Origin of the sequence: Paraburkholderia megapolitana, from assembly GCF_007556815.1 — a bacterium.
In the GTDB taxonomy this organism is placed as follows: domain Bacteria; phylum Pseudomonadota; class Gammaproteobacteria; order Burkholderiales; family Burkholderiaceae; genus Paraburkholderia; species Paraburkholderia megapolitana.
Genome location: NZ_CP041745.1, coordinates 1,193,292 through 1,216,688, shown reverse-complemented (window position 1 = coordinate 1,216,688; position 23,397 = coordinate 1,193,292). Strand labels below are relative to the sequence as shown.

At 63.7% G+C, this 23,397-nt stretch carries 18 protein-coding genes; 9 read left to right on the top strand and 9 right to left on the bottom strand.

The annotated features are described in order from the left end of the window. The first annotated feature begins 412 nt into the window (after positions 1-412). Entirely contained in the window at positions 413-3,565 is a 3,153-nt protein-coding gene (ppc, locus tag FNZ07_RS18850) for a phosphoenolpyruvate carboxylase (protein ID WP_091018678.1), read from the top strand. Between the two features lie 63 nt (positions 3,566-3,628). Here ppc and mctP read toward each other — a convergent pair whose 3' ends face one another. Together mctP and FNZ07_RS18840 are read right to left on the bottom strand one after the other, a co-directional pair. Then, positions 3,629-5,107 carry a monocarboxylate uptake permease MctP gene (mctP, locus tag FNZ07_RS18845; protein ID WP_144269480.1) on the bottom strand — a complete coding sequence of 493 codons (1,479 nt, stop codon included), beginning with the start codon at positions 5,105-5,107 and terminating at the stop codon, positions 3,629-3,631. Then, positions 5,104-5,301 (bottom strand): DUF3311 domain-containing protein, encoded by a 198-nt coding sequence (locus FNZ07_RS18840; RefSeq protein WP_091010861.1) that lies wholly within the window; start codon positions 5,299-5,301, stop codon positions 5,104-5,106. Before FNZ07_RS18840 ends, mctP begins: the two co-directional genes overlap by 4 nt. A 248-nt stretch (positions 5,302-5,549) precedes the next feature. Here FNZ07_RS18840 and FNZ07_RS18835 point away from each other — a divergent pair, with 248 nt between their 5' ends. The 5 genes from FNZ07_RS18835 (at position 5,550) to FNZ07_RS18815 (ending at position 10,491) form a co-directional block, all read left to right on the top strand. Then, positions 5,550-6,947 (top strand): cache domain-containing protein, encoded by a 1,398-nt coding sequence (locus FNZ07_RS18835; protein ID WP_091010860.1) that lies wholly within the window; start codon positions 5,550-5,552, stop codon positions 6,945-6,947. Between the two features lie 12 nt (positions 6,948-6,959). Continuing rightward, positions 6,960-7,604: a response regulator gene (locus FNZ07_RS18830; protein WP_091010859.1), complete on the top strand. Its 645-nt coding sequence runs from the start codon at positions 6,960-6,962 to the stop codon at positions 7,602-7,604. Between the two features lie 307 nt (positions 7,605-7,911). Beyond that, positions 7,912-9,081, top strand: a complete 1,170-nt coding sequence (locus FNZ07_RS18825; RefSeq protein WP_144269479.1) for a hypothetical protein — start codon at positions 7,912-7,914, stop codon at positions 9,079-9,081. 95 nt (positions 9,082-9,176) lie between these two features. Then, positions 9,177-9,362, top strand: a complete 186-nt coding sequence (locus FNZ07_RS33680; protein ID WP_170275792.1) for a hypothetical protein — start codon at positions 9,177-9,179, stop codon at positions 9,360-9,362. 145 nt (positions 9,363-9,507) lie between these two features. Then, positions 9,508-10,491: a class I SAM-dependent methyltransferase gene (locus tag FNZ07_RS18815; RefSeq protein WP_091010857.1), complete on the top strand. Its 984-nt coding sequence runs from the start codon at positions 9,508-9,510 to the stop codon at positions 10,489-10,491. A 75-nt stretch (positions 10,492-10,566) separates the two neighbouring features. Here FNZ07_RS18815 and argH read toward each other — a convergent pair whose 3' ends face one another. Continuing rightward, a complete protein-coding gene (argH, locus tag FNZ07_RS18810; RefSeq protein ID WP_091010856.1) occupies positions 10,567-11,973 on the bottom strand; it encodes an argininosuccinate lyase in 1,407 nt (468 codons plus the stop codon). Positions 11,974-12,098: 125 nt separating this feature from the next. After that, positions 12,099-12,917, bottom strand: a complete 819-nt coding sequence (locus FNZ07_RS18805) for a helix-turn-helix transcriptional regulator (RefSeq protein WP_407670632.1) — start codon at positions 12,915-12,917, stop codon at positions 12,099-12,101. A gap of 283 nt (positions 12,918-13,200) precedes the next feature. Between FNZ07_RS18805 and FNZ07_RS18800 the strand changes: the two genes are divergently transcribed. Continuing rightward, positions 13,201-14,136: a bestrophin family protein gene (locus FNZ07_RS18800; RefSeq protein WP_091010855.1), complete on the top strand. Its 936-nt coding sequence runs from the start codon at positions 13,201-13,203 to the stop codon at positions 14,134-14,136. A 38-nt stretch (positions 14,137-14,174) separates the two neighbouring features. Here the strand turns inward: FNZ07_RS18800 and FNZ07_RS18795 are convergent, their stop codons facing one another. The 5 genes from FNZ07_RS18795 to apbC all read right to left on the bottom strand — a co-directional run bounded on the left by FNZ07_RS18795 (position 14,175) and on the right by apbC (position 19,782). Next, the gene (locus FNZ07_RS18795; RefSeq protein ID WP_091010854.1) at positions 14,175-14,885 is read right to left on the bottom strand and encodes a lysozyme inhibitor LprI family protein; all 711 of its coding nucleotides are present in this window, start codon (positions 14,883-14,885) and stop codon (positions 14,175-14,177) included. 2 nt (positions 14,886-14,887) lie between these two features. After that, on the bottom strand, positions 14,888-17,173 hold the full coding sequence (locus tag FNZ07_RS18790) for an arginine/lysine/ornithine decarboxylase (protein WP_091010853.1): 2,286 nt from the start codon (positions 17,171-17,173) through the stop codon (positions 14,888-14,890). Between the two features lie 82 nt (positions 17,174-17,255). Beyond that, a complete protein-coding gene (gene dcd / locus FNZ07_RS18785) occupies positions 17,256-17,825 on the bottom strand; it encodes a dCTP deaminase (protein ID WP_091010852.1) in 570 nt (189 codons plus the stop codon). Between the two features lie 213 nt (positions 17,826-18,038). After that, positions 18,039-18,572, bottom strand: a complete 534-nt coding sequence (locus FNZ07_RS18780; RefSeq protein ID WP_091010851.1) for a superoxide dismutase family protein — start codon at positions 18,570-18,572, stop codon at positions 18,039-18,041. Between the two features lie 121 nt (positions 18,573-18,693). Continuing rightward, complete coding sequence (apbC, locus tag FNZ07_RS18775) at positions 18,694-19,782, bottom strand: iron-sulfur cluster carrier protein ApbC (RefSeq protein WP_091010850.1); 1,089 nt, start codon at positions 19,780-19,782, stop codon at positions 18,694-18,696. 289 nt (positions 19,783-20,071) lie between these two features. Between apbC and FNZ07_RS18770 the strand changes: the two genes are divergently transcribed. Further along, on the top strand, positions 20,072-20,722 hold the full coding sequence (locus tag FNZ07_RS18770; RefSeq protein ID WP_091010849.1) for an OmpA family protein: 651 nt from the start codon (positions 20,072-20,074) through the stop codon (positions 20,720-20,722). 500 nt (positions 20,723-21,222) lie between these two features. Continuing rightward, positions 21,223-23,385 (top strand): methionine--tRNA ligase, encoded by a 2,163-nt coding sequence (gene metG / locus FNZ07_RS18760; protein ID WP_091010848.1) that lies wholly within the window; start codon positions 21,223-21,225, stop codon positions 23,383-23,385. Positions 23,386-23,397: the final 12 nt, after the last annotated feature.

Below are 23,397 nucleotides of genomic sequence, written 5' to 3'. Positions count from 1 at the left end.
GGTAGTCGAATGACAGGATGTAATGACCAACAATGTTAGCACGCGCTCCGGCCACGTCCGCCCGCTCCGGCGGCCGTGCCGGCGGGTGTCGGTGGCAGGAGGCAGACGCAGACGCTCCTGGGCATTGGAGCGCGGTATCTCCAGCCTGTGCAGTTCACTATTCGCGCACGGTCGTTCGTACACAGCCCGATAGCGCGCGGCATGATGCAATGCGGCGGATCGCAAGTGTCATGTATGTCGTTCCCACGCAAATCGCGTGCGTTTTGAGGTAGTCCCTGCAGTTTTCGCGCCGTATGCTGTAGCCCGACAGGCCTCGGCACCGAAGCGCATGCGCAGTCCGGCACGCAGTTCGAGCAGTCAAGTAACAGCAGTCCATCTTCTTTAGACCCTGGCTTCCCCGAGGAAACCCATCGTGACGTCTTCCGGATCGGCGCGCCCTGCCCGCCGCAATACTGCATCGCTCAACGCTTCCGCGGCTGCTCCGGCCGCCGCTCCTGCCCGCGCGCCGAAGGGCGCAAAAGCGGCTGCGCCCGCCAAAACCAGCAAGAACGCCAGCCTGCACAAAGGCGGCAAGAGCGGCAAGGCCAGCAAAAACGCGGCAGCTACCCGCCCGGTCAAGACCGGCAAGCGCTCGAAAGCGGCGGCGACTCAAGCCGCTCAGGCCATCGCGGTCGAAGCGGCACTGAACGGCGCGGCGGGGATCGCGCAAACCGCGCCGGCAAGCGATGCAAAGCCCGCCGCCAAAACCAGCGGCCGCACGCGCGAAGACAAGGACCAGCCGCTCTTCCAGGACATCCGCTATCTGGGACGCCTGCTCGGTGACGTCGTGCGCGAGCAGGAAGGCAGCGAAGTGTTCGACGTCGTCGAAACGATCCGGCAGACCGCGGTGCGCTTTCGCCGCGAGGACGACAGTGCCGCCGCCCAGGCGCTCGACAAGAAGTTGCGCTCGCTGAGCCCCGAGCAGACGGTGAGCGTCGTGCGCGCGTTCAGCTATTTCTCGCATCTGGCGAACATCGCCGAAGACCGCCATCGCAACCGCCGCCACCGCATCCACGCGCTGGCCGGGTCGCAATCGCAGGCGGGCACCATCGCGTACGCGCTCGAGCGGCTGGCGGAAGCCGGCGCGGCGGCCACCCCGGTGCTGCAGCAGTTCTTCAACGACGCGCTGATCGTGCCGGTGCTAACGGCCCACCCGACCGAAGTGCAACGCAAGAGCATTCTCGATGCGCAGCACGACATCGCGCGGCTGCTCGCCGAGCGCGATCAGCCGCTCACGGTGCGCGAACGCGCGCACAACGAGTCGCTGCTGCGCGCCCGCGTCACGTCGCTGTGGCAAACGCGGATGCTGCGCGATGCGCGTCTGACCGTCGCCGACGAAATCGAAAACGCGCTGTCGTACTACCGCGCGACGTTCCTCGAAGAAATCCCCGCGCTGTATGCGGACATCGAAGCCGCGCTCGCCGAACACGGCCTGCCCGCGCGCCTGCCGCCGTTCTTCCAGATGGGCAGCTGGATCGGCGGCGATCGCGACGGCAATCCGAATGTCACCGCCGCGACGCTCGAAGAAGCGATCACGCGCCAGGCCGCGGTGATCTTCGAACACTATCTGGAACAGGTGCACAAACTCGGCGCCGAGCTGTCAATCTCCCATCTGCTGACCGGCGCCAGCGACGATCTGAAGAAACTGGCGGCGATCTCGCCGGACCAGTCGCCGCATCGCGTCGACGAGCCGTATCGTCGTGCGTTGATCGGCATGTACACGCGGCTCGCGGCAAGCGCGCGCGTGCGGCTCGGCGAAGGTGCGGTACCGGTGCGCAGCGCCGGCCGCGGAACGCAACCGGTACGCGCGCAACCGTACGAGGATGCGTCGGAATTCGCGCGCGACCTGCAGGTGCTGGTCGATTCGCTGGCCGAGCATCACGGCGCCTCGCTTGCTACACCGCGCCTGTCGCCGCTCGCGCGTGCCGCCGAAGTGTTCGGCTTCCATCTGGCGAGCATCGATCTGCGGCAAAGCTCGGATGTGCATGAAGCGGTCGTCGCCGAGCTGCTCAAGCGCGCGGGCGTCGAGGCCGACTATGCAGCCCTGACCGAAGCCGACAAGCTGCGCGTGCTGCTCGCCGAACTTGCACAACCGCGGCCGCTGCGCTCAGCCTATATCGAGTACTCTGAGCTCGCGAAGAGCGAACTGGGCGTACTCGAAGCCGCGCGCGTCACACGCGAGAAGTTCGGTCCGCGCGCCGTGCGCAACTACATCATCTCGCACACGGAAACGGTCAGCGATCTGGTCGAAGTGATGTTGTTGCAGAAGGAAACCGGCCTGCTGCAAGGGCGTCTCGGCGATGCGCACGAACCGGCGCGGGCCGGCCTGATGGTGATCCCGCTGTTCGAGACGATCCCCGATCTGCGCAACGCACCGCACATCATGCGCGACCTGATCGCGCTGCCCGGCGTCGACGCGTTGATCGAACATCAGGGTGGCGAGCAGGAAGTCATGCTCGGCTACTCGGACAGCAACAAGGATGGCGGCTTCCTCACGTCGAACTGGGAGCTGTATCGCGCGGAACTGGCACTCGTGTCGCTGTTCAACCAACGCGGCGTTACGCTGCGGCTCTTTCACGGCCGCGGCGGCACGGTTGGGCGCGGCGGCGGTCCGACGTACCAGGCCATCCTGTCGCAGCCGCCCGGTACCGTCGATGGTCAGATCCGTCTGACCGAGCAAGGCGAAGTGATCGCGAGCAAGTTCGGCAACCCCGAAATCGGCCGGCGCAATCTGGAAACGGTGGTGGCCGCGACGCTCGAAGCATCGCTGCTGCCGCACGGCAACGCGCCTGCGCAGTTGCCCGCGTTCGAAGAAACGATGCAAAGCCTGTCCGATGCGGCGATGGCTGCTTACCGCGCGCTCGTCTATGAAACGCCCGGCTTCACCGACTACTTCTTCTCGTCGACGCCGATCGCGGAAATTGCCGAGCTGAACATCGGCAGCCGGCCCGCGTCGCGCAAGCTGCAAGATCCAAAGCAACGCAAGATCGAAGATCTGCGCGCAATTCCGTGGGGGTTTTCGTGGGGCCAATGCCGGTTGCTGTTGACCGGCTGGTACGGCTTCGGCAGCGCGGTCGCCGCGCATCTCGACAGCGCGCCTAGCGATGCCGAGCGCAGCCGCCGTCTCGCCGTGCTGAAGAAAATGCACAAGACCTGGCCGTTCTTCGCGAACCTGCTGTCGAACATGGACATGGTGCTCGCCAAGACTGACCTCGCGGTCGCGTCACGCTACGCGCATCTCGTCACCGACAAGAAGCTGCGCAAGCATGTGTTCGAGCGAATCGTCGCGGAGTGGGAGCGGACATCGAAGGTGTTGTCCGAGATCACCGGCAAGAGCGAACGTCTTGCGGACAACCCGCTGCTCGCCCGTTCGATCAAGAACCGGTTCCCGTATCTCGACCCGTTGAATCACTTGCAGGTCGAACTGCTCAAGCGGCATCGTGCGGGCGATACGAACGCGCGGCTGCGGCGCGGGATCCATTTGACGATCAACGGGATTGCGGCGGGGTTGCGCAATACGGGTTAGCAGAAACACCGTCGCCGGGTCGGCTCGCGATACTCGCGAGCCGACCCGGTCGACACAGCATGCTTAAACAACGGCTGCGCGCTTCGGCGTCACCATCGACACCACAAACGTCACGACGATATTCAGCACCAGCGCGATCAAGCCGATATACAGCGGATACGTGGCCTCGCCCACATGCAGCGCGAACACCGGCTTGAGCCCCTGCGCGATCGCGAGTCCCGTGCCAGTCACGATCCCCGCCAGCCAGCCGAGGAACAGCCCCGGCGTATTCAGCCGCCGCGTGTACAGCGAGAACACGATCGCCGGGAAGATCTGCAGGATCCACACGCCGCCGAGCAGTTGCAGGTCGATCGCATACTGCGTCGGCAGCACGACGATAAACACCAGCGCACCGAACTTCACCGCAAGCGAAACGATCTTCGCTGTCGACGCTTCCGCCTGCGACGTCATGTCCGGCGACACGAGCGGGCGCCACAGGTTACGCGTGAACAGATTGGCTGCACCGATCGACATGATGGCTGCCGGCACCAGCGCGCTGATCGCAATCGCCGCCGCCGCGAAGCCGACGAACCATGACGGAAACAGCGTAGTGAACAGCGCGGGCACGACATCCGAGGCCGACTTCACGTGCACGCCAGCCGCGATCGCCATATAGCCGAGCAGCGCAATGAGACCAAGCAGCAGCGTATAGGCCGGCAGGAAGATCGCGTTCTTGCGCACCGTCGCCGCGGACGACGACGACAGCACCGCGGTCATCGTGTGCGGATACATGAACGCGGCAAGCGCCGAACCGAGTGCCAGCGATGCATAGGCCGTGAACTGCGTCGGCTTGAGCAGGATGCCGGTTGCGCCGCCCTTTGCCTGGAAGTACTGGTCGGCGGCATCGAACACATGACCATAGCCACCGAGCTTCACCGGAATCAGCCAGATCGCCGCGATCACGACGATATAGATCATGATGTCCTTGACGAACGCGATCATGGCCGGCGCGCGCAGGCCACTCGTGTACGTGTAAAGCGCGAGGATCACGAAGGCGACGATCAGCGGCAGTTCACCCGTGACACCAAGTCCCTTGATCACGACCTGCATGCCCACCAGTTGCAACGCGATGTACGGCATCGTCGCGATGATGCCGGTCAGTGCAACGGCGGCGGGGAACCACTTGCCGCCGTATTCGCCCTGCACGTAGTCGGCCGCGGTGATGTGATCCTTCGCCTTCGAGATCTTCCACAGTCGCGGCATCACGGCAAACACGAACGGGTACACGATGATCGTGTACGGCAGCGCGAAGAAACCATAAGCCCCCACCGAATACACGAGTGCCGGCACGGCAATCACGGTGTACGCCGTATAGAAATCGCCACCGACGAGAAACCACGAGATGACGGTGCCGAACTGTCGTCCGCCGAGCCCCCATTCGTGCAATTGCGTCAGGTCGCCGCGTTTCCAGCGCGCGGCGAAGAAGCCGACCACGGTAACCAGCACGAAGAACGCGACGAAAACGCTCATCGCTACCGGATTGATGGGATTCACATCGCTCATTTGATCCTCCGGTAGACGACGTAGATCAGGAGCGACGTCAGCGGCACCCAGAGGAACTGATACCAGTAGAAGAACGGAAAGCCCGCAAATGAAGGACGCGCGTCGTTATAGAACGGCAGCCACAGCAGCGCGATGTACGGCACGAGCAAGATGAGCCATAGCCATGAACGGCCAGACTGATCGGTAGACTCCATGATTGTCTCCTCTGGTTTATTGAATCGGGGTACCTGGGCCGTACACTGCGGCGTCCGCCAGGCCATGCGATGATTTGCGCGGATCGTCGAGCTGTTTCTCTGCGACGACACGCAAGCCGGGACACACAGTGGGAAGCATGCGGTGCCCGGCGGCGTAGTATTCGCTGTTGCCGCCGTCGCGACAAGCGCACGAATACGTAACCCGACTACGTAGTACTACGCAGACAATCTGTTACCCCTTTTCAGCGATGAACCTCAAAGCGAAGATGTTTCTGCTCGCCATCGTGCCGTTCCTGGCGGCGATCGCCGGTATCGAATTCGGCGTGCGCGAGCAGGCGCGGGTGCTTGCCGACACACAGCACGCAACGACGCAGGCTGCGTACCTGTCGAGCAAGCAGATCGAACTGAAGCACTACGTCGAGCTCGCAACCAGCGCGATCGCCCCGCTCTACGACACCGATCACAACAATGCGCGCGACGACGCGATGCTGCGCCTGCGGGCGCTCGACGTGCTGAAAAAGATGGACTTCGGCCCGGACGGCTATTTCTTCGTCTACGACATGCATGGGCGATCGCTGATGCATCCACGTCAATCGGACCTGGTGGGTCAGGACCTGTGGACCATGCGCGATCCGCAAGGCGCGCTGCCGATCCAGCAGCTAGTTGCAGCGGCAGCGCGCGGCGGCGGCTATGTGCGTTACGTGTGGAATCGTCCGTCGACGGGCCGGCTCGAGCCGAAGCTCGGCTATGTCGTGCCGCTCGAGCGCTGGGGATGGATGATCGGCACCGGCATCTATCTGGATGACGTCAACACGACACTCGCGCAGATCGATCAGCGTGCATCGGCGAACATCGATCACACGATGATGTGGATCGGTGCGATTGCGCTTGCGGGTCTCGGCGTGATCGCAGCCTGCGCTCTGGTGCTGAACGTCAGCGAATACCGTAGCGCAGACGCGAAACTGAAACGGCTTGCGCAGCAGGTGGTCGAGTCGCAGGAGACCGAACGCGCGCGGCTCTCGCGTGAGCTGCACGATGGCATCAGCCAGATGATGGTGTCCGTAAAATTGCTGCTCGAATCGGCGATGGCGCATCTCGAACGCAGCGACGTCCGCATACCGGCGGCGCAAGCGGCACTCTCGACAAGTCTCACGCGGCTCGGCGACACGCTGCGCGAAGTGCGCCGCATCTCGCACGCGCTGCGGCCCGCTATGCTCGACGATCTCGGCCTCGCTGCCGCGCTCGAACAGCTGACGCGCGAACTCAGCGACCAAGCCGGCATGGGTATCGGCTTTTCGCAGACTGGCCAGACGAGCGCAACGCCGCTGCCGGATGCGGTCAACATCGTGCTGTTCCGCATCGCGCAGGAAGCGCTGACCAACGTCGTGCGTCACTCGCGGGCCACCCGCGCAACGCTCTCGCTCGACATCTCGGCCGATGCCGTCACGCTGTCGATGTTCGACAACGGTTGCGGCTTCGACGTCGCCTATGCATTTGCCGGTTCGCGTGGCGGCGTGGGGCTGCGCAACATGCGCGAGCGGCTCGAGCGGCTCGCCGGCACCTTGTCGCTGGCGTCGCAGGCGGGCCATACGATCCTCACCGCGCGCGTGCCGCTCGCAAATGGCGCGCAGCGTCTACCGGTCTGAAGGACATTCAACATGAACGACGTTTCATCCTCCCCTGCGCGTCTGATGCTGGTCGACGATCATCCGCTCGTGCGCGATGGTTTGCGTGCGCGGCTCGATGCGGTGCCGACTTTCACAGTTGTCGGCGAAGCGGGCAATGCCGACGAGGCGCTCGCGCTCGCCGCGCAACATGAACCCGATCTCGTCCTGATGGATGTCGGCATGAAGGGAATGAACGGTATCGAACTGGCAGCCGTCTTTCACGAGCGCTTCCCTGCGATCCGCGTGCTGATGCTCTCGATGCACGACAACGTTCAGTACGTGACGCAGGCAGTGCGCGCCGGTGCGAGCGGGTACGTGCTGAAGGACTCGCCGGCGACGGAGATCATCCACGCGATCGATGCGGTGCTGCGCGGCGAGCGGTTCTTCAGCACGGAACTCGGCGCGCGCATGATCCAGGCGTCCGCGATGCAGATGCCGGTCGAACAGCTGACGCCGCGTGAGCGCGAGATTCTCGACGCCCTCGCCGACGGCCTGTCGAGCAAGCAGATCGCGCAACGCAATGGGCTATCGGTACGCACGGTGGAAACGCACCGGCTCAACCTCAAACGTAAGCTCGATATCGAAGGACAGGCGGAGCTGATCAAGTTCGCGGTCGAGTACCGGCGCAAGAACTGACCCTGCGCGGCGAGTGGATCGCCGCACCGCTATCCCACCACATATGTACACGGAATGAATCGGCGCACGCGCATTCGCGTGACGCGACGTCATTTCGTGTTGTCCCGCCAGGCGCCGCGCTGCACTGCTCTAATGGGCACCCATAGATAGACGGATGCCATGGTTCGGCGGCACGGTGTTTCGAACGCACACACATGCGTCGAAGCATTTGCGAAAGGTTCGAGCGTTCGTAGCACGAGCAGCACGCACTCCCCGAATGACATGCGAAGGTCCGGTTTTTTTCGCCATTCATATCAGGAGGAGCACCATGGCCCACGGCAACGGAATCGGCTCGACGCCGTCCAGCCCTTCGTCCACTCATTTTCCGGCAACGGTCGATACAACGGCCGCAGCGTCGACGAGCCGCCCTGGCACGCCGTCACAGAGCCGGCTTTCGAAGGAGCACCTGCCGCTGGCGGGTGCTCCACCGCGAAGTGGCCCCGAAGGCGATCCGTCGCTGTCGCGCGTCTCGACCGGAACGCGACGACGTGCCTCGCTGGAGTCTCTTCACTCCCCCGCGTTGCGCGGGAGTGAAGAGGCACCGGGCGCGCAGTCGGGTGACGTTGTGGAGATGCAGCCCGTTTCGCGGCAACTGAGCGTGCGCTCGCTCCAGCCGGTGCAGCAGCAGTCGTCCGGTGCCTTGTCGAGCAATCGGGAGCGGGGCGATATCGAGAGCGCGATGGACCACCTCTCCAACCAGGCGCTACCACAGAACGTGGATTCACCCGCGCGTCTCTGGGACTATGTTAAAGCGGCACTGCCGGTGGCGGCCGGTGGCGGTGTCGGTGCAGCGATCACATTCGGTGCATTCCGAGGCGTCGGATCGACTATCGAGCACACGGTAAACCCGGAGTTCGGCCAGCAGGTGCTCAAACAAATGGAGGCCGTCTTGATCGGTGCCGGGTTGGGGGGCGTCGGCAATACGGTGGCGGCGGCAGCAGCGGCGCCCGCTGCAATCGCACTAATGTCGAAGACCCTGGGCACCGGCACGAAGTTGGCACCGGCAGACGCTGAGCTAATGGTGCCGCATGACGCCCCAAACCGTTCCGCGCAAATCGAGGCGATCCGCACGGCGCAGGACGCGGCGAAGTCGCAATATGCTGTCGACTCCTGGAGAAACATCGCGGCTGGCATCCTGTCCTTCGGCGGCCTCAATGCGGTACGCGGCGCGGTAACGGCAAACGCGGGGCTGTCAGCGGGCGCCGGCTATGCCGTAGCCATATTGACATCGCTTCTAGCCGGTGCCCTCACTCCGATTCTGATGCAGGCCCTCCAGGCCAATAGCCGGATCGAGATTGAGGGCCTGACGGCAAGTCGCAGTCGAAGCTGCTCTTCAAGCCGGGGGCGAATCCCACGCCGGACATTGGCGCCGCAGTCGAAGCGGCGATGGGAACCTTTAATGATGGTCGTGAGGGCCTACAGCAGGTCGCGCATGTGATCTCGCAGGTCACGCAACGAATGGGGATCGTCGGGGCTTCGACGGTTGGGTATGGCTTGATACAGTCCGCGATTCCCGCCGTTCGCGAAGAACTCATGAAGCGCGGTCAATCACGCGAAATGGCCAACATGAACGCCAATGCGATGATGGACGGACTCAGCTTCATCCCCGTCGTGATCTGCTACTTCACCTTGCTCGGCAAACTCGCCGGAACGCTACCGCAGCGAAACCGTGCACCCGCTACAGATGAACCCGCGGAACCCGCTTCCGCGCCTCGCTAGCCCATACCGCGATGCACGGCCGCGCCGCCTGGCGCGGCCGGCTCCGGGTTCTTTTCATCTGCTGTCGTTTCCGGGCGCGATTCGTTTCGTATTACGCGACACGAGCCGAGCCTTCGGCTGACACTTGCTTCTTTGGAGAAACATCATGCGTTCCAATTCGGTCCGCCAGCTCGCCGGTCGCCTCGCAACCGGTTTCGCCGAATCGACCACCAACGCGGCGAAGAACACAGGAACGCGTGGGCCGACGAGCCCTACGAGTCCGACCAGCCCAACGAGCTCGGTGCCGCCGCAGCTTGCCGGGATCTCCGGCACGGGCGCAGGCTTGCGCCGGATGTCGTCAAGCGCCCCACGTCCGATGTCCTCACTGCCGGGGTCGCCGAGGCAACCGTACGCGGCAATGGCGAACCGCTACGGCAAACTCGGACGTCTCAACGCCATGCCGGATCGCCCGGCACAGCCGACGTCCGAAAACGTGAAATGGGCCGCATCCAGCGAAACGCAGAAGTCGGCTGAGGCGGTCCGCAATGTGGTGGTAATCGGTTACGCGGAGGGCAACGAATTGCTGGCCGCGAAGACACACTATCCGAACGCCGCGGTCAAGGGCATCGAAACGGATTCGGAAGCGGTAGCCCACGCGAAGGGCGAGAAAAGCGGACTTGGCAACAACAAGGACATCGAAGTCACAGCCGCGATGGACTTCTCGAGTGCCGTCCTGAATGGGCACGTGAAGCCCGGCGAAGCCGATCGCATCGTGATGGCCTACGTGGCGCCTTACATGAACGACAACGAACTCGCGAACACCTTCACCCATGCTGCTCACGTGCAGAAGGACGGCGACAGATTTTCTCTGTCGACGTACGGCTCGCAGCACGCGTACACCGAATCAAAAGGCCTGAACATCCGGTCGGCGAGCGATCTGCTCGATATGGCGAAGGAAAACGGCTACGTGCTGGATCGGGCACAGGTACGTGTCGCGAGAGAAAATCCACCGGAGAACGATGCGCAAATCGTCACATCGCGGGAGAGTCTGATCAACCTCGACAAAACGATGGGCAAGCCCGGTCAGGCCGACGCGTGGCACACGATGGAATTGACCTTCAAGAAGGACGATAGCGTGCGGGACGAGTAATCTGCACCACGCTGCGCGAGCGATGCTCGCGCAGCAAACCGCTTGCGCTCACGCGCAATGCTTTAGCGCAACGCGTCAGCCCAGCGCTGCCCGCGCCGCCTTCACCGCCGCCAGCACCTGTTCCGGCGCCGTACCGCCCGGATGATTGCGGCTCGCCACCGACCCTTCCAGCGTCAGATACTCGAACACATCGTCGCCGAGCAGATGCGCGACGTTCGGTAGTTCGCTGCGCATTTCATCGAGCGTCAGATCGGCGAGATCGCAGCCGCGATCCACACAGATCCGCACCGCGTGCGCAACCGCTTCGTGCGCATCGCGAAACGCAAGACCGCGCTTGACCAGATAGTCGGCGAGATCGGTCGCCGTCGAGAAGCCCTGCAACGCGGCCGCGCGCATGGCCTGCGGCTTCACCGTGATACCCGCGGCCATCTCGGCAAAGATACGCAGCGTGTCGGCGACTGTATCGACGGTGTCGAACAACGGCTCCTTGTCTTCCTGATTGTCCTTGTTGTACGCGAGCGGCTGGCCCTTCATCAGCGTCAAGAGACCGATGAGGTGACCGTTCACGCGCCCCGTCTTGCCGCGCGCGAGTTCAGGCACGTCCGGGTTCTTCTTCTGCGGCATGATCGACGAGCCGGTGCAGAAGCGGTCCGCGAGATCGATAAAGCCGACGCGCGGGCTCATCCACAGCACGAGTTCTTCCGAGAAACGCGACACGTGCGTCATCACGAGCGCAGCGGCAGCGGTGAATTCGATGGCAAAGTCGCGGTCGGAAACCGCATCGAGCGAGTTGGTGCAGATGCCGTCGAAGCCGAGCGTCTTCGCGACCGCGTGACGATCGATCGGATAGCTGGTGCCCGCAAGCGCCGCCGCGCCGAGCGGCAGACGGTTCAGGCGCGCGCGGCAGTCGCGCATGCGACCGGTGTCGCGCGTAAACATCTCGACGTACGCGAGCAGATGGTGGCCGAACGTGACCGGCTGCGCGACCTGCAAATGCGTGAAGCCCGGCATGATCGTGCCGGCATGCTGTTCCGCGAGATCGATCAGCGCACGGCGCAGTTCGCCGAGCAGACCGACGATCCGGTCGATCTCGCCGCGCAACCACAAGCGGATGTCGGTCGCGACCTGGTCGTTGCGCGAGCGGCCGGTATGCAGGCGCTTGCCCGCATCGCCGATCAATGCGGTGAGGCGCGCTTCGATGTTCAGGTGCACGTCTTCGAGATCGAGTTGCCACTCGAACTCGCCCCGCTCGATTTCACCCTTGATCTGCGTCAGGCCGCGCTCGATGGCGGCGAGGTCGGCGGCGGCGATGATCTTCTGCGCGGCCAGCATCGAAGCATGCGCCAGCGATCCTTCGATATCGACGAGTGCGAGACGCTTGTCGAAGAAAACCGACGACGTATAGCGTTTGACGAGCTCCGACATCGGCTCCGAGAAGCGAGCCGACCAGGCTTCGCCTTTTTTGTGCAGTTGGGACGTCATGGTGATGAGCAGTGAACGTGCGGTGAAGCGGTTCGCGCGGGCCTAAGGCGCTCGCGAACCGGGGAAGTCGAGGATTTTAACACCCGGGGCCGTTGCCGCAGCCGCCGCGGCACTTGAGCCGGGCGTCACACCTCGCGCACCAGCACGACGAGCTTGAGGTCTTCGCGATGCGCAGGTTTGAACGTGATCTGGTCGTAGACGACGCGACCGTCGCGCGGATGATTGAATTCGCGCCGTCCGCCCTCGCGCTCGCCGACGTCCTGCGACGCCCAGAAGCGCGCGAACGCATCGCTAGCGGCGCTCAACGCGTCGATCAGGCCGCGCGTCGGCGCGTCGTTCAGATGGCGGATCGAATCGGCGCGAAATTCGGCAGCGAGCCGTCGCGCGCGCGTCTCCCAGTCGACGATCAGGTCGCGCGCACCCGGCTCGGTGAACGTGAAGCGCAGCAGGTTGCGATCGTGCGTGTCGTCGAGCCAGCCGACGAACAGGTCCGCCGCGCGCGCATTCCACGCCAGCGCATTCCACTGACGATCGAGCACATAGGCCGGTGTGTCGACGAGCTGGACGGTTTGCAGCAGCGTGTCGGGAGCGTCGGCGGCGCTCGGGTCCGGCTCGGCCGGATCGCGCTGCGCCGCGAGTTCGAACAGATATGCACGCTCCGCACGCGAAAGCTGCAACGCCACCGCGATTCGCGCGAGCGCATCCGCCGAAGCCGACACCGGCCGACCCTGCTCGATCCAGGTGTACCAGGTCGGGCTCACGCCGCACAGCTGCGCGACCTCTTCTCGCCGCAGACCCGGCGTACGGCGCCGCGGCCCCGGCGGCAAACCGACCGAGGCCGGCGACAGGCGCTCGCGATGCGCGCGGATGAAATCGCCGAGCGCGCGGGCAGGCGTCGCGTCGAGTGGGGGCGGTGGATCGGCGGGAGACGTTGTGTGGATCATCGGTCAGGCGCGCCGGCGGGGTGCGCGTGGGCATCGTGAGTGAGTGGGGTAGCGGGTGCACCAGTACCGGGATAACTGTATAGCTAGTACCAGTACTGATCTGGACTCCATTGTAGCCGCTGCTGTGCAATCCGCTTCGCCCTCTCCCGCAACCGAGCCGGCCGTGGGCCGAAGCGCGGGCCGCACCGCGCCCAAACGACGCACCGCCAGCCGGTCATCGGCCGCTAACGCATCGGCGATAATGACCCCATCGTCTCTCACCGTTCGCTCTGCTCCCCCGCCCATGATCGTCCGCCCGAATCTGCACTGGTTCCGCATGCTGCTCGCGTGGCGCGGCTCCGTTCTGCCGGAACTGCTGCCACGTCTCTTTCTGATTTTCTGCATCTCGGTGCTTGCTGTGGTCGCGCATACGCATCGGCTCGCGGTCGGACTCGAGCTGAGCCCCACGCCGTTCTCGCTGATCGGCATCGCACTCGCGGTGTTTCTCGGGTTTCGCAACAACACGAGCTACGACCGCTATTGGGAAGCCCGCAAACTGTGGGGACAGTTGCAGATCGACACGCGCTCGCTGACGCGTGAGGCGCTCACGCTGACGCGTAGCAATGCCAGCGCAGACGCTAACGCAGCCGAGGTACGTGAATTCATCGCCGTGCTGGGCGCACTACCGCATGCATTGCGGCACCAGCTACGCAGGACAGACCCGCGCAACGATCTCGCAGCCCGGCTACCCGCAGCGCTCGTCGAACGCGTCATGGCCTCGCGCTACCGTCCCGCGAAGTTGATGCTCTGGCTCGGAGAATGGGTGCAACGTCGCGCGCGCGAAGGCACGCTCGACCCGTGGGCCGTGCTGGCGTTCGATCGCAATCTGCATGGTGTGTCGGAGGTGATTGGCGGATGCGAGCGCATTGCCTCGACGCCGCTGCCGTTCGCGTACTCGGTGATGATCCACCGCACCGTCTATTTTTTCTGCGCGGCGCTACCGTTCGGCCTTGTCGACAGCATCGGCCTGTTCACGCCGGTGTTCAGCGTGTTCGTCGCGTATACGTTCATGGCGCACGAAGCGATTGCCTCGCAGATCGAAGATCCGTTCGGCACCGAAGACAACGATCTCGCGCTGAACATGCTATCCGCGTCGATCGAGGACGCGACGCGCGATCTGCTTGGTGAACCGTCGCTCGAAGCTCACCCGTCGGGGAAACCGGCCTTCGTGCTCGACTGACAACGGCATCGCACCGCTGCGTACACCGCGTACGCAGCTCAGTCGTTGCCGACCGTTTCCGACAGCCGCTTGAGCGTCGCAATCCGCGCACCGATGATATCGATCCGGCTATGCGCATCGATCACCGGCGTGGTCCCATCGCGGAACGCAACCCACGCGCGCTGCGCCTGCACGAGCGTCGCACGCGCGCCCGGCGGCATCCGCGCATTGAGCCGCCGGTAGTAGCGGTTCAGGTCGAACATCGCGTGTTCGCATTGCGCATCGGCAGAGCAGGCGCGCAGACGCGGCAGCGGATCGCCGCTGCCTTCACGCAGCGCCGCACGCCGCAACGCGAGCGCGCGGTCACGCACCGGTTGCAGTTGCATGTCGGCTTCAAACAGCACATACATCGTGCCGTGCGTCGTTTCGAAAACCGCGCGCTGCATCTTCGCTTCGGCATCGCGCCATTGCGTCCAGCGCTTCTGGCTCGTTTCCCAGCGCCTGTGCTGCGCGCCCGACGACTTCGCGAGCACCTGCTGATACGCCATATCGAGCGCAGCCTGCCACGCGGTGCGCGCCGTGTTCATGCACTGCACCTGCCCCGCCGTCGACGACATATCGCTGCGCGCAAGACACGTACGCATCGTGGCATCGATTGGATCGGCGGCGGCAACCTCTGCGCGGGCAACACGCGCGACCTGTGGCGCGGCGAACGCGGCTAGCGCGAGCACCGCCGCAACCGCAATCGACGCGAACTTCCGGTTCACCATCGTCAGCCGCGTACGCAATCGACGAAGTATTCGACGCGCCCGTTGATCGTCTCGCCGACAAGCCCGTGAATGTCCGTATGGAAACCCGGGAAGCGCTCGTTGAACTCGCGCGCAAAACGCAGGTAATTAACGATCGTGCGGTTAAAGCGCTCGCCGGGAATCAGCAACGGAATGCCCGGCGGATACGGCGTGAGCAGGATCGACGTTACGCGACCTTCGAGTTCGTCGATAGGCACGCGATCGACCTCGCGGTGCGCGAGCTTCGCGAACGCTTCGGACGGTTTCATCGCGGGTTCCATACTCGACAGGTACATCTCGGTGGTCAGACGCGCGATGTCGTTTGCACGGTAAACGCTGTGGATCTGCTCGCACAGATCGCGCAGGCCCATGCGCTCGTACGCGGGATTGTGCGCGACAAACTCGGGCAGCACGCGCCACAGCGGCTGGTTGTTATCGTAGTCGTCCTTGAACTGCTGCAGCTCGGTAACCATCGAGTTCCAGCGACCCTTCGTGATGCCGATCGTGAACATGATGAAGAACGAATACAAACCGGTCTTCTCGACGATGATGCCGTGCTCGGCCAGATACTTCGTGACGATCGCGGCCGGAATGCCGGTCGCGCCGAATTCGCCGTCCACGTTCAGGCCCGGCGTGATGATCGTCGCCTTGATCGGGTCGAGCATGTTGAAGCCTTCGGCGAGCGGACCGAAGCCGTGCCAGCGCTCGTTCGGCCGCAATATCCAGTCTTCGCGCGAGCCGATGCCTTCGTCAGCGAGTTCTTCCGGGCCCCACACTTCGAAGAACCAGTCGTCGCCGTACTCCTTGTCGACCTTGCGCATCGCGCGGCGGAAATCGAGCGCCTCAGCAATCGATTCCTCGACCAGCGCCGTACCGCCCGGCGGCTCCATCATCGCCGCGGCAACGTCGCACGACGCGATGATCGCGTACTGCGGGCTCGTCGACGTGTGCATCAGATACGCCTCGTTGAAACGATGGCGGTCGAACGTGCTGTTCTCCGAGTCCTGCACGACGATCTGCGAAGCCTGCGAGATACCGGCGAGCAGCTTGTGCGTGGAATGCGTCGCGAACACCAGTGCGCCGGTGCGCGGACGCCCCGCGCCGATGGCGTGCATGTCCTGATAGAACTCGTGGAACTCGGCGTGCGGCAGCCACGCTTCGTCGAAGTGCAGCGTGTCGAGCAGATCGCCGAGCAGGTCCTTGATCATCTCGACGTTGTAGATCACGCCGTCGTAGGTGCTTTGGGTGATCGTCAGGATGCGTGGCTTCGCATTCGGATTCTTCTCGAGCGCTTCGCGCGCGAACGGGTTCGCCTCGATCTTCTTGCGAATGTTCTCCGGCTTGAACTCATCGCGCGGAATCGGCCCGATGATGCCGAAGTGGTTGCGCGTCGGCGTGAGGAACACGGGGATCGCGCCCGTCATCGTGATCGCGTGCAGGATCGACTTGTGGCAGTTGCGGTCCACCAGCACGATGTCGCCCGGCGCGACCGTCGCGTGCCAGACGATCTTGTTCGACGTCGACGTGCCGTTGGTGACGAAGAACAGATGATCCGCACTGAAGATGCGCGCCGCGTTGCGCTCGGAGGCCGCGACCGGGCCCGTGTGGTCGAGCAGCTGGCCGAGTTCGTCGACGGCATTGCAGACGTCCGCGCGCAGCATGTTCTCGCCGAAGAACTGGTGGAACATCTGGCCGAGCGGATTCTTCAGGAACGCGACGCCGCCCGAGTGGCCCGGGCAGTGCCACGAGTACGAGCCTTCGTCCGCGTACTTGACGAGTTCCTTGAAGAACGGCGGCGCAAGCGCATCGAGATACACCTTGGTCTCGCGGATGATATGGCGCGCGACGAACTCCGGCGTGTCCTCGAACATGTGGATGAAGCCGTGCAGCTCACGCAGGATGTCGTTCGGAATGTGCCGCGACGTGCGTGTTTCGCCGTACAGGAAGATCGGGATATCCGAGTTGCGGCGGCGCACTTCGGTCACGAACGCGCGCAGGTCGATGATCGCCGACGCGAGTTCGGGCGTGTCGTCTTCGTTGCCGGGGTTTTCGATGAACGGCAGCAGTTCGTCGTCGTCGATGGAGAGAATGAAGCACGACGCGCGGCTCGATTGCTGTGCAAACGACGTGAGATCGCCGTAGCTCGTCAGCCCGAGCACTTCGACGCCTTCTTTCTCGATCGCTTCCGCGAGCGCCCGGATGCCGGAACCCGAGATGTTCTCGGAACGGAAATCTTCGTCGATGATGACGACGGGAAAACGAAACTTCATGGGCGATTCTCCAAAAAGAACGACCGCTGCTTGTGTTGCGCAGCGGTCACCCGGCAATCCGGTGAGTCAATGCGCTCGCGCGTCACGTTTTAGGCAACGTCACGCCACGTTGACCTTGATATTTGCCGCCGCGATCCGCGTACGACACCTCACAAATTTCGTCGCTTTCAAAGAACAGCACCTGCGCGACGCCTTCGTTCGCGTAGATTTTGGCAGGCAAAGGTGTCGTATTCGAGAATTCGAGCGTGACATAGCCTTCCCATTCCGGCTCGAACGGCGTCACGTTGACGATGATGCCGCAACGCGCATAGGTCGATTTGCCGAGGCAGACCGTCAGCACGCTGCGCGGAATACGGAAATATTCGACCGTGCGGGCGAGCGCGAACGAGTTCGGCGGGATGATGCAGACGTCGCCCTTGAAGTCGACAAACGACTTCTCGTCGAAGTTCTTCGGGTCGACGATCGTGGAATTGATGTTCGTGAAGATCTTGAATTCGTCCGCACAGCGGATGTCGTAGCCGTAGCTCGAGGTGCCGTAGCTGACAATCTTGCGGCCATCCTCGGACACGCGCACCTGATCGCGAACAAACGGCTCGATCATCTTGTGCTCTTCGGCCATGCGCCGGATCCACTTGTCGGATTTGATTGCCATAGAGTCGAGTTGAACGCTGGTTGGTCGCTACCGGCGGGTTGTGCCGGATCGCTACGGTGACGTGGGGACCGGCTGACGCGCCCGTGGGGCGCGGGTTGCCGGACGAAAGGCGGTTATTTTACGCGATCGGGAGAAAGCTGCTGCTCATCGGGCCGGCGCACCGGCTGGGCGCGCTACGTGGACCACTCGGACCACGCGGCACATCGACCGCGCTCACTGGCGGATGGCGCCGCACGCGAGCGCAGGACCCGCGCTGTGCTGCGGGTACGCGTAAGGATCGCCCGCATCGCGATGGACCAGCACGGAACGCTGCAGCACCGAGCGGATGCCGTCGAGCGACACGTCCGGCGCGACGATGAAGCCGGCCGCGACGCCGTTCGCATCCGCGTGGATGTTGCCGAGATCGCCCTCGACCCGGGCGCCCGCCTTCAGGCGCTCGGCTGCGGGCGAAAACACCGGGCCGGCCGCCGAACCATCCACTGAGTTGCAGTCGCCGCGCTCGTGTACCTGCAGCGCGTGGTCGGAGTTCGCGGGCAGGCCGGACAGATTGTAGGTAACCTGCACGCCATCCGAACGCTCGATAAAGGTCACCGTGCCGCGCGCCATGCTCCCCACGGTCGGCAGCAACTGGGCATCCGCGCGCTTTTCCTGCGGCCGCAGGAAAGTCGAGCAACCGCACAGTAGCAACCCGCTCGCGGCCATCACGATGAACGTATGTGTCGCGCGCCCGTCGATTCGTTTTCTCATGCAATCCTCTTGTCGGCCGCCGGCCGCCCCTGCGGCCAGTCTGCCGGACCTGACGAAGCCCACATGATACCGCGAGCGACGGCCCGGATTGACGCCTTCGACGACCGTGCCGAAGGCGCGCTCAGGTGTTCTGGATCACGATGTTCGGAAACTTCGAGGTCATGTCGCGCGCGCGCTCGGCAATGTGGATCGCAACCTTGCGCGCGATCGCCCCATAAACCCCGGCGATGCGGCCGTCCGGGTCGGCTGCGACGGTGGGCCGGCCCGAGTCGGTCTGCTCTCGGATCGCGATATCGAGCGGCAGGCTGCCGAGCAGTTCCACGCCGTATTCGCGCGCCATCCGGTCGCCGCCGCCGGCGCCGAAAACATGCTCCTCATGACCGCAGTTCGAGCAGATATGCGTGCTCATGTTCTCGACGATGCCGAGAATCGGAATCCCGACCTTCTCGAACATCTTCAGACCTTTCTTTGCGTCGAGTAACGCGATGTCCTGCGGCGTCGTCACAATCACCGCACCGGTGACGGGCACGCGCTGCGACAGCGTGAGCTGGATATCGCCGGTGCCGGGCGGCATGTCGACGATCAGGTAGTCGAGATCCTGCCAGTTCGTCTGCCGCAGCAACTGTTCGAGCGCGGACGTGGCCATCGGACCGCGCCAGACCATCGGATTGTCCTGCTCGATCAGAAAGCCGATCGAATTGGCCTGCATGCCGTGGCCGACGAGCGGAATCATCGATTTGCCGTCGGGCGATTCGGGGCGACCTTCTATGCCGAGCATCATCGGCAGCGACGGGCCGTAGATGTCTGCATCGAGTATGCCGACCGACGCGCCTTCACTCGCCAGCGCGAGTGCGAGGTTCACGGCGGTCGTGCTCTTGCCGACACCGCCCTTGCCCGACGCAACCGCTACGATGTTTTTCACGTTCGGCAGCAGTTTCACGCCGCGCTGCACGGTATGCGCCGCGATTTGCTGCGACACCGTCACACGGGCTTCAGCGACACCCGGCACGGCACGCAGTGCCTCGGTGACGAGCGCATTCAGCGCTTCAAACTGGCGTTTTGCCGGATAGCCGAGCACGAGGTCGACACCGACCGTCGAACCATCGATTGCCACATTGCGGAAATTTTTTGCCGCCGCAAACGGACGGCCAGTGTTGGGGTCGGCGACGGCCGCGAGGGCGGCGTCGACCAATGCCCGATCGATACTCATTGAAACTCCGTGGGAACGCTTGCGGCGCGGGGGAATCGAAGCTTCCGCCAGCCGCCGGAAATTGAAAGAAATTGTTAGTCGCCATTGCGCAAAACAGGCTTGCCAGGCACCCTTCGCCAGCAGCAAGCTATAGGGCCCTGCCCGGGTGCCTCGAGGCTTTGCCGCTGCAGGCTCAAGCCGTCATTGTAGTGGCTGCCGCGTGCTGCTGCCGGAAGACCCTGTTGCGTGGTGTGTCGACGGTCCGGCTTCTGTCGTCGTCGAGCCGTCTTACTCAAGAGAGGAATCAAAAATGAATGCAAAAATCATGACTCGCATGTCGGTACTCACCCTCGTCGGCGCGCTGCTTGCCGGCTGTGCCACTCCGCAGGGCACCAACACCGCGGTCGGTACCGGTGTGGGCGCCGGTCTCGGCGCCGGCATCGGTGCGCTGATTGGCGGCGGCAAGGGCGCGGCGATCGGCGCAGGCGTAGGCGCGGCGGCCGGCGGTATCACCGGCTACAACTGGCAGGCCATCCACAACAAGCTGACCGGCGCCACCGCCGGTACCGGCACGCAGATCACCGAGCAGCCGGACGGCTCGCTCAAGCTGAACATCCCGAGCTCGGTCACCTTCGACACCAACCAGTACACGATCAAGCCGAGCTTCGCGCCGGTGCTCGATCAGGTCGCACAGACGCTCAACCAGAATCCTGAAGTGATCGCCCAGGTGATCGGCTATACGGACAGCACGGGTCAGGCGGCCTATAACCAGACACTGTCGGTGAATCGCGCGACAAGCGTCACGACCTACCTCGTGCAGCGCGGCGTCGCGGGGGGGCGTCTGTCGGCAGATGGCCGCGGTGCGTCCAATCCGATTGCCGATAACAACACGGAAGCGGGTCGCGCGCAAAATCGTCGCGTCGAAGTCTATCTGCGTGCCACGGCACAGCACGCGCAGTAACGTGCGCCAGCAACTGGTCGAAAGAGGGGAATGATGGTTGTGGGCCCGGCTGATCGGGCCCGTAACGAGTGCAGTAACAAGCGCAGAAAAATCGCCGCGGACGAAACGAAAAATTTTTCGAACTCTTGCGATTTAGCCGTGTCTGTATTTACGGTACGTGGCTGGCGATGCCGCCGCGTCACCATTCTCCTCTTGTCGTTGTTGCTCCGGGGCCGAATCGCCCCGGTTTTTTTTGCCTGTCGTTTTTGCTGGTCTCCGGTCTTTCCGGTCGCTTCTCCCGCTGCACTTCCCCGCCGGTGTTTCCCGATTCCTCGCGCCAAGTCGCCGTTTTGTCACATCGCGCATACCGTGCGTAGTGCTACCGCGTGCTTTCGGCCCGCGGTGTCGTCGTAATCTCTACCAACCATAACGCGCGCCCGGACCCGGCGAGCCCCACCCGCGTTGTGCGGCCGCCCTGCTAGAATCGCTGTTTCGTCCCCCGCCAAGCCCCCGGAATATCCATGTCAGCCCCCGCCACCGGCCCCAGCGCCGTCGACGCGCCGTCAAAGCCCCGCCAGATCCTTGTCACCTCCGCGTTGCCGTACGCGAACGGGCAGATTCACATCGGCCATATGGTCGAGCATATCCAGACGGATATCTGGGTCCGGACGTTGCGCATGCATGGACACGAGGTCTACTACGTCGGCGCCGACGATACGCACGGCACGCCGATCATGCTGAGCGCAGAGCGGGAAGGCATCACGCCGAAGCAACTGATCGACCGCGTGTGGCAGGAACACACGCGCGATTTCGCCAGCTTCGGCGTGCAATACGACAATTACTACACGACCCATTCGGAAGAGAACCGTGTGCTGTCGGAGTCGATCTACACCTCGTTGCAGGCCGCCGGCCTGATCGAGGCGCGCGACATCGAACAGGCGTACGACCCGGTCAAGGAAATGTTCCTGCCGGATCGCTTCATCAAGGGCGAGTGCCCGAAGTGCGGCGCGAAGGATCAGTACGGCGATAGCTGCGAGGTCTGCGGTTCGACCTATCAACCGACCGACCTGATCAATCCGTATTCGGTCGTCTCGGGCGCGACGCCGATCCGCAAGGTCTCGACGCACTACTTCTTCCGCCTGTCCGATCCGCGCTGCGAGAATTTCCTGCGCGGCTGGGTCGGCGGTCTGGCGCAACAGGAAGCCACCAACAAGATGCGCGAATGGCTCGGCGATGCGGGCGACGCGAAGCTCGCCGACTGGGACATCTCGCGCGATGCGCCGTACTTCGGCTTCGAGATTCCCGGCGCGCCCGGCAAATACTTCTACGTGTGGCTCGACGCGCCGGTCGGCTACTACGCAAGCTTCAAGAACCTGTGCGAGCAGCGCGGCATCGATTTCGACGCATGGGTGCGCAAGGACTCGACCACCGAGCAGTATCACTTCATCGGCAAGGACATCCTGTACTTCCACACGCTGTTCTGGCCGGCCATGCTCGAGTTCTCGGGCCATCGCACGCCGACCAACGTGTTCGCGCACGGCTTCCTGACGGTGGACGGCACGAAAATGTCGAAGTCGCGCGGCACGTTCATCACCGCGAAGAGCTATATCGACACGGGCCTGAATCCGGAGTGGCTGCGCTACTACTACGCCGCGAAGCTGAACAGCACGATGGAAGACATCGACCTGAATCTCGGCGACTTCCAGGCGCGCGTGAACAGCGATCTCGTCGGCAAGTACGTGAACATCGCGAGCCGCGCGGCGGGCTTCCTGATCAAGCGTTTCGACGGGCGCATCCAGGACAGCGCGATGCGTCATCCGCTGCTCGACACGCTGCGCGCAGCGATTCCGCAGATCGCCGCGCATTACGAAGCACGCGACTACGGCCGCGCGCTGCGTACGACGATGGAACTCGCCGACAGCGTCAATGGATACGTGGATACCGCCAAGCCGTGGGATCAGGCGAAGGACCCGGCAAACGCGGTCGCGCTGCATGAAACCTGCAGCGTCAGCATCGAGGCGTTCCGTCTGCTGTCGCTCGCGCTGAAGCCGGTGCTGCCGAAGCTCGCGCAATCGGTTGAAGCGTTCCTCGATATCGCACCGCAGGTGTGGGCCGACGCGAATACGCCGCTCACATCGCAGCGTCCGATCAACGCATATCAGCATCTGATGACGCGCGTCGATCCGAAACAGATCGATGCGCTGCTTGCTGCAAACCGCGAATCGCTGCAAGCGACGGGTACGGCCACCGCTGCGGAACCTGCTGCTGCGTCCGGCGCGAAAGCGTCGGCAAAAGCCGCTGCGTCTGCCAAGACCGCCGCTCAGGCCGCAACGGACACGCCCGACGTCATCTCGATCGATGACTTCGCGAAGATCGATCTGCGCATTGCGAAGATCGTCGATTGCCGCGCGGTTGAAGGATCGGACAAGTTGCTGCAACTGACGCTCGACGTCGGCGAAGAGAAGACGCGTAACGTGTTTTCGGGCATCAAGTCCGCGTATCAGCCGGAGCAACTGATCGGCAAGCTGACCGTGATGGTCGCGAACCTCGCGCCGCGAAAGATGAAATTCGGTCTGTCGGAAGGCATGGTGCTCGCGGCTTCCGCGACCGATGAAAAGGCCGAACCGGGTCTTTACCTGCTCGAACCCAACAGCGGTGCGAAGCCGGGCATGCGGGTGAAGTAAGTCGCGTAGATC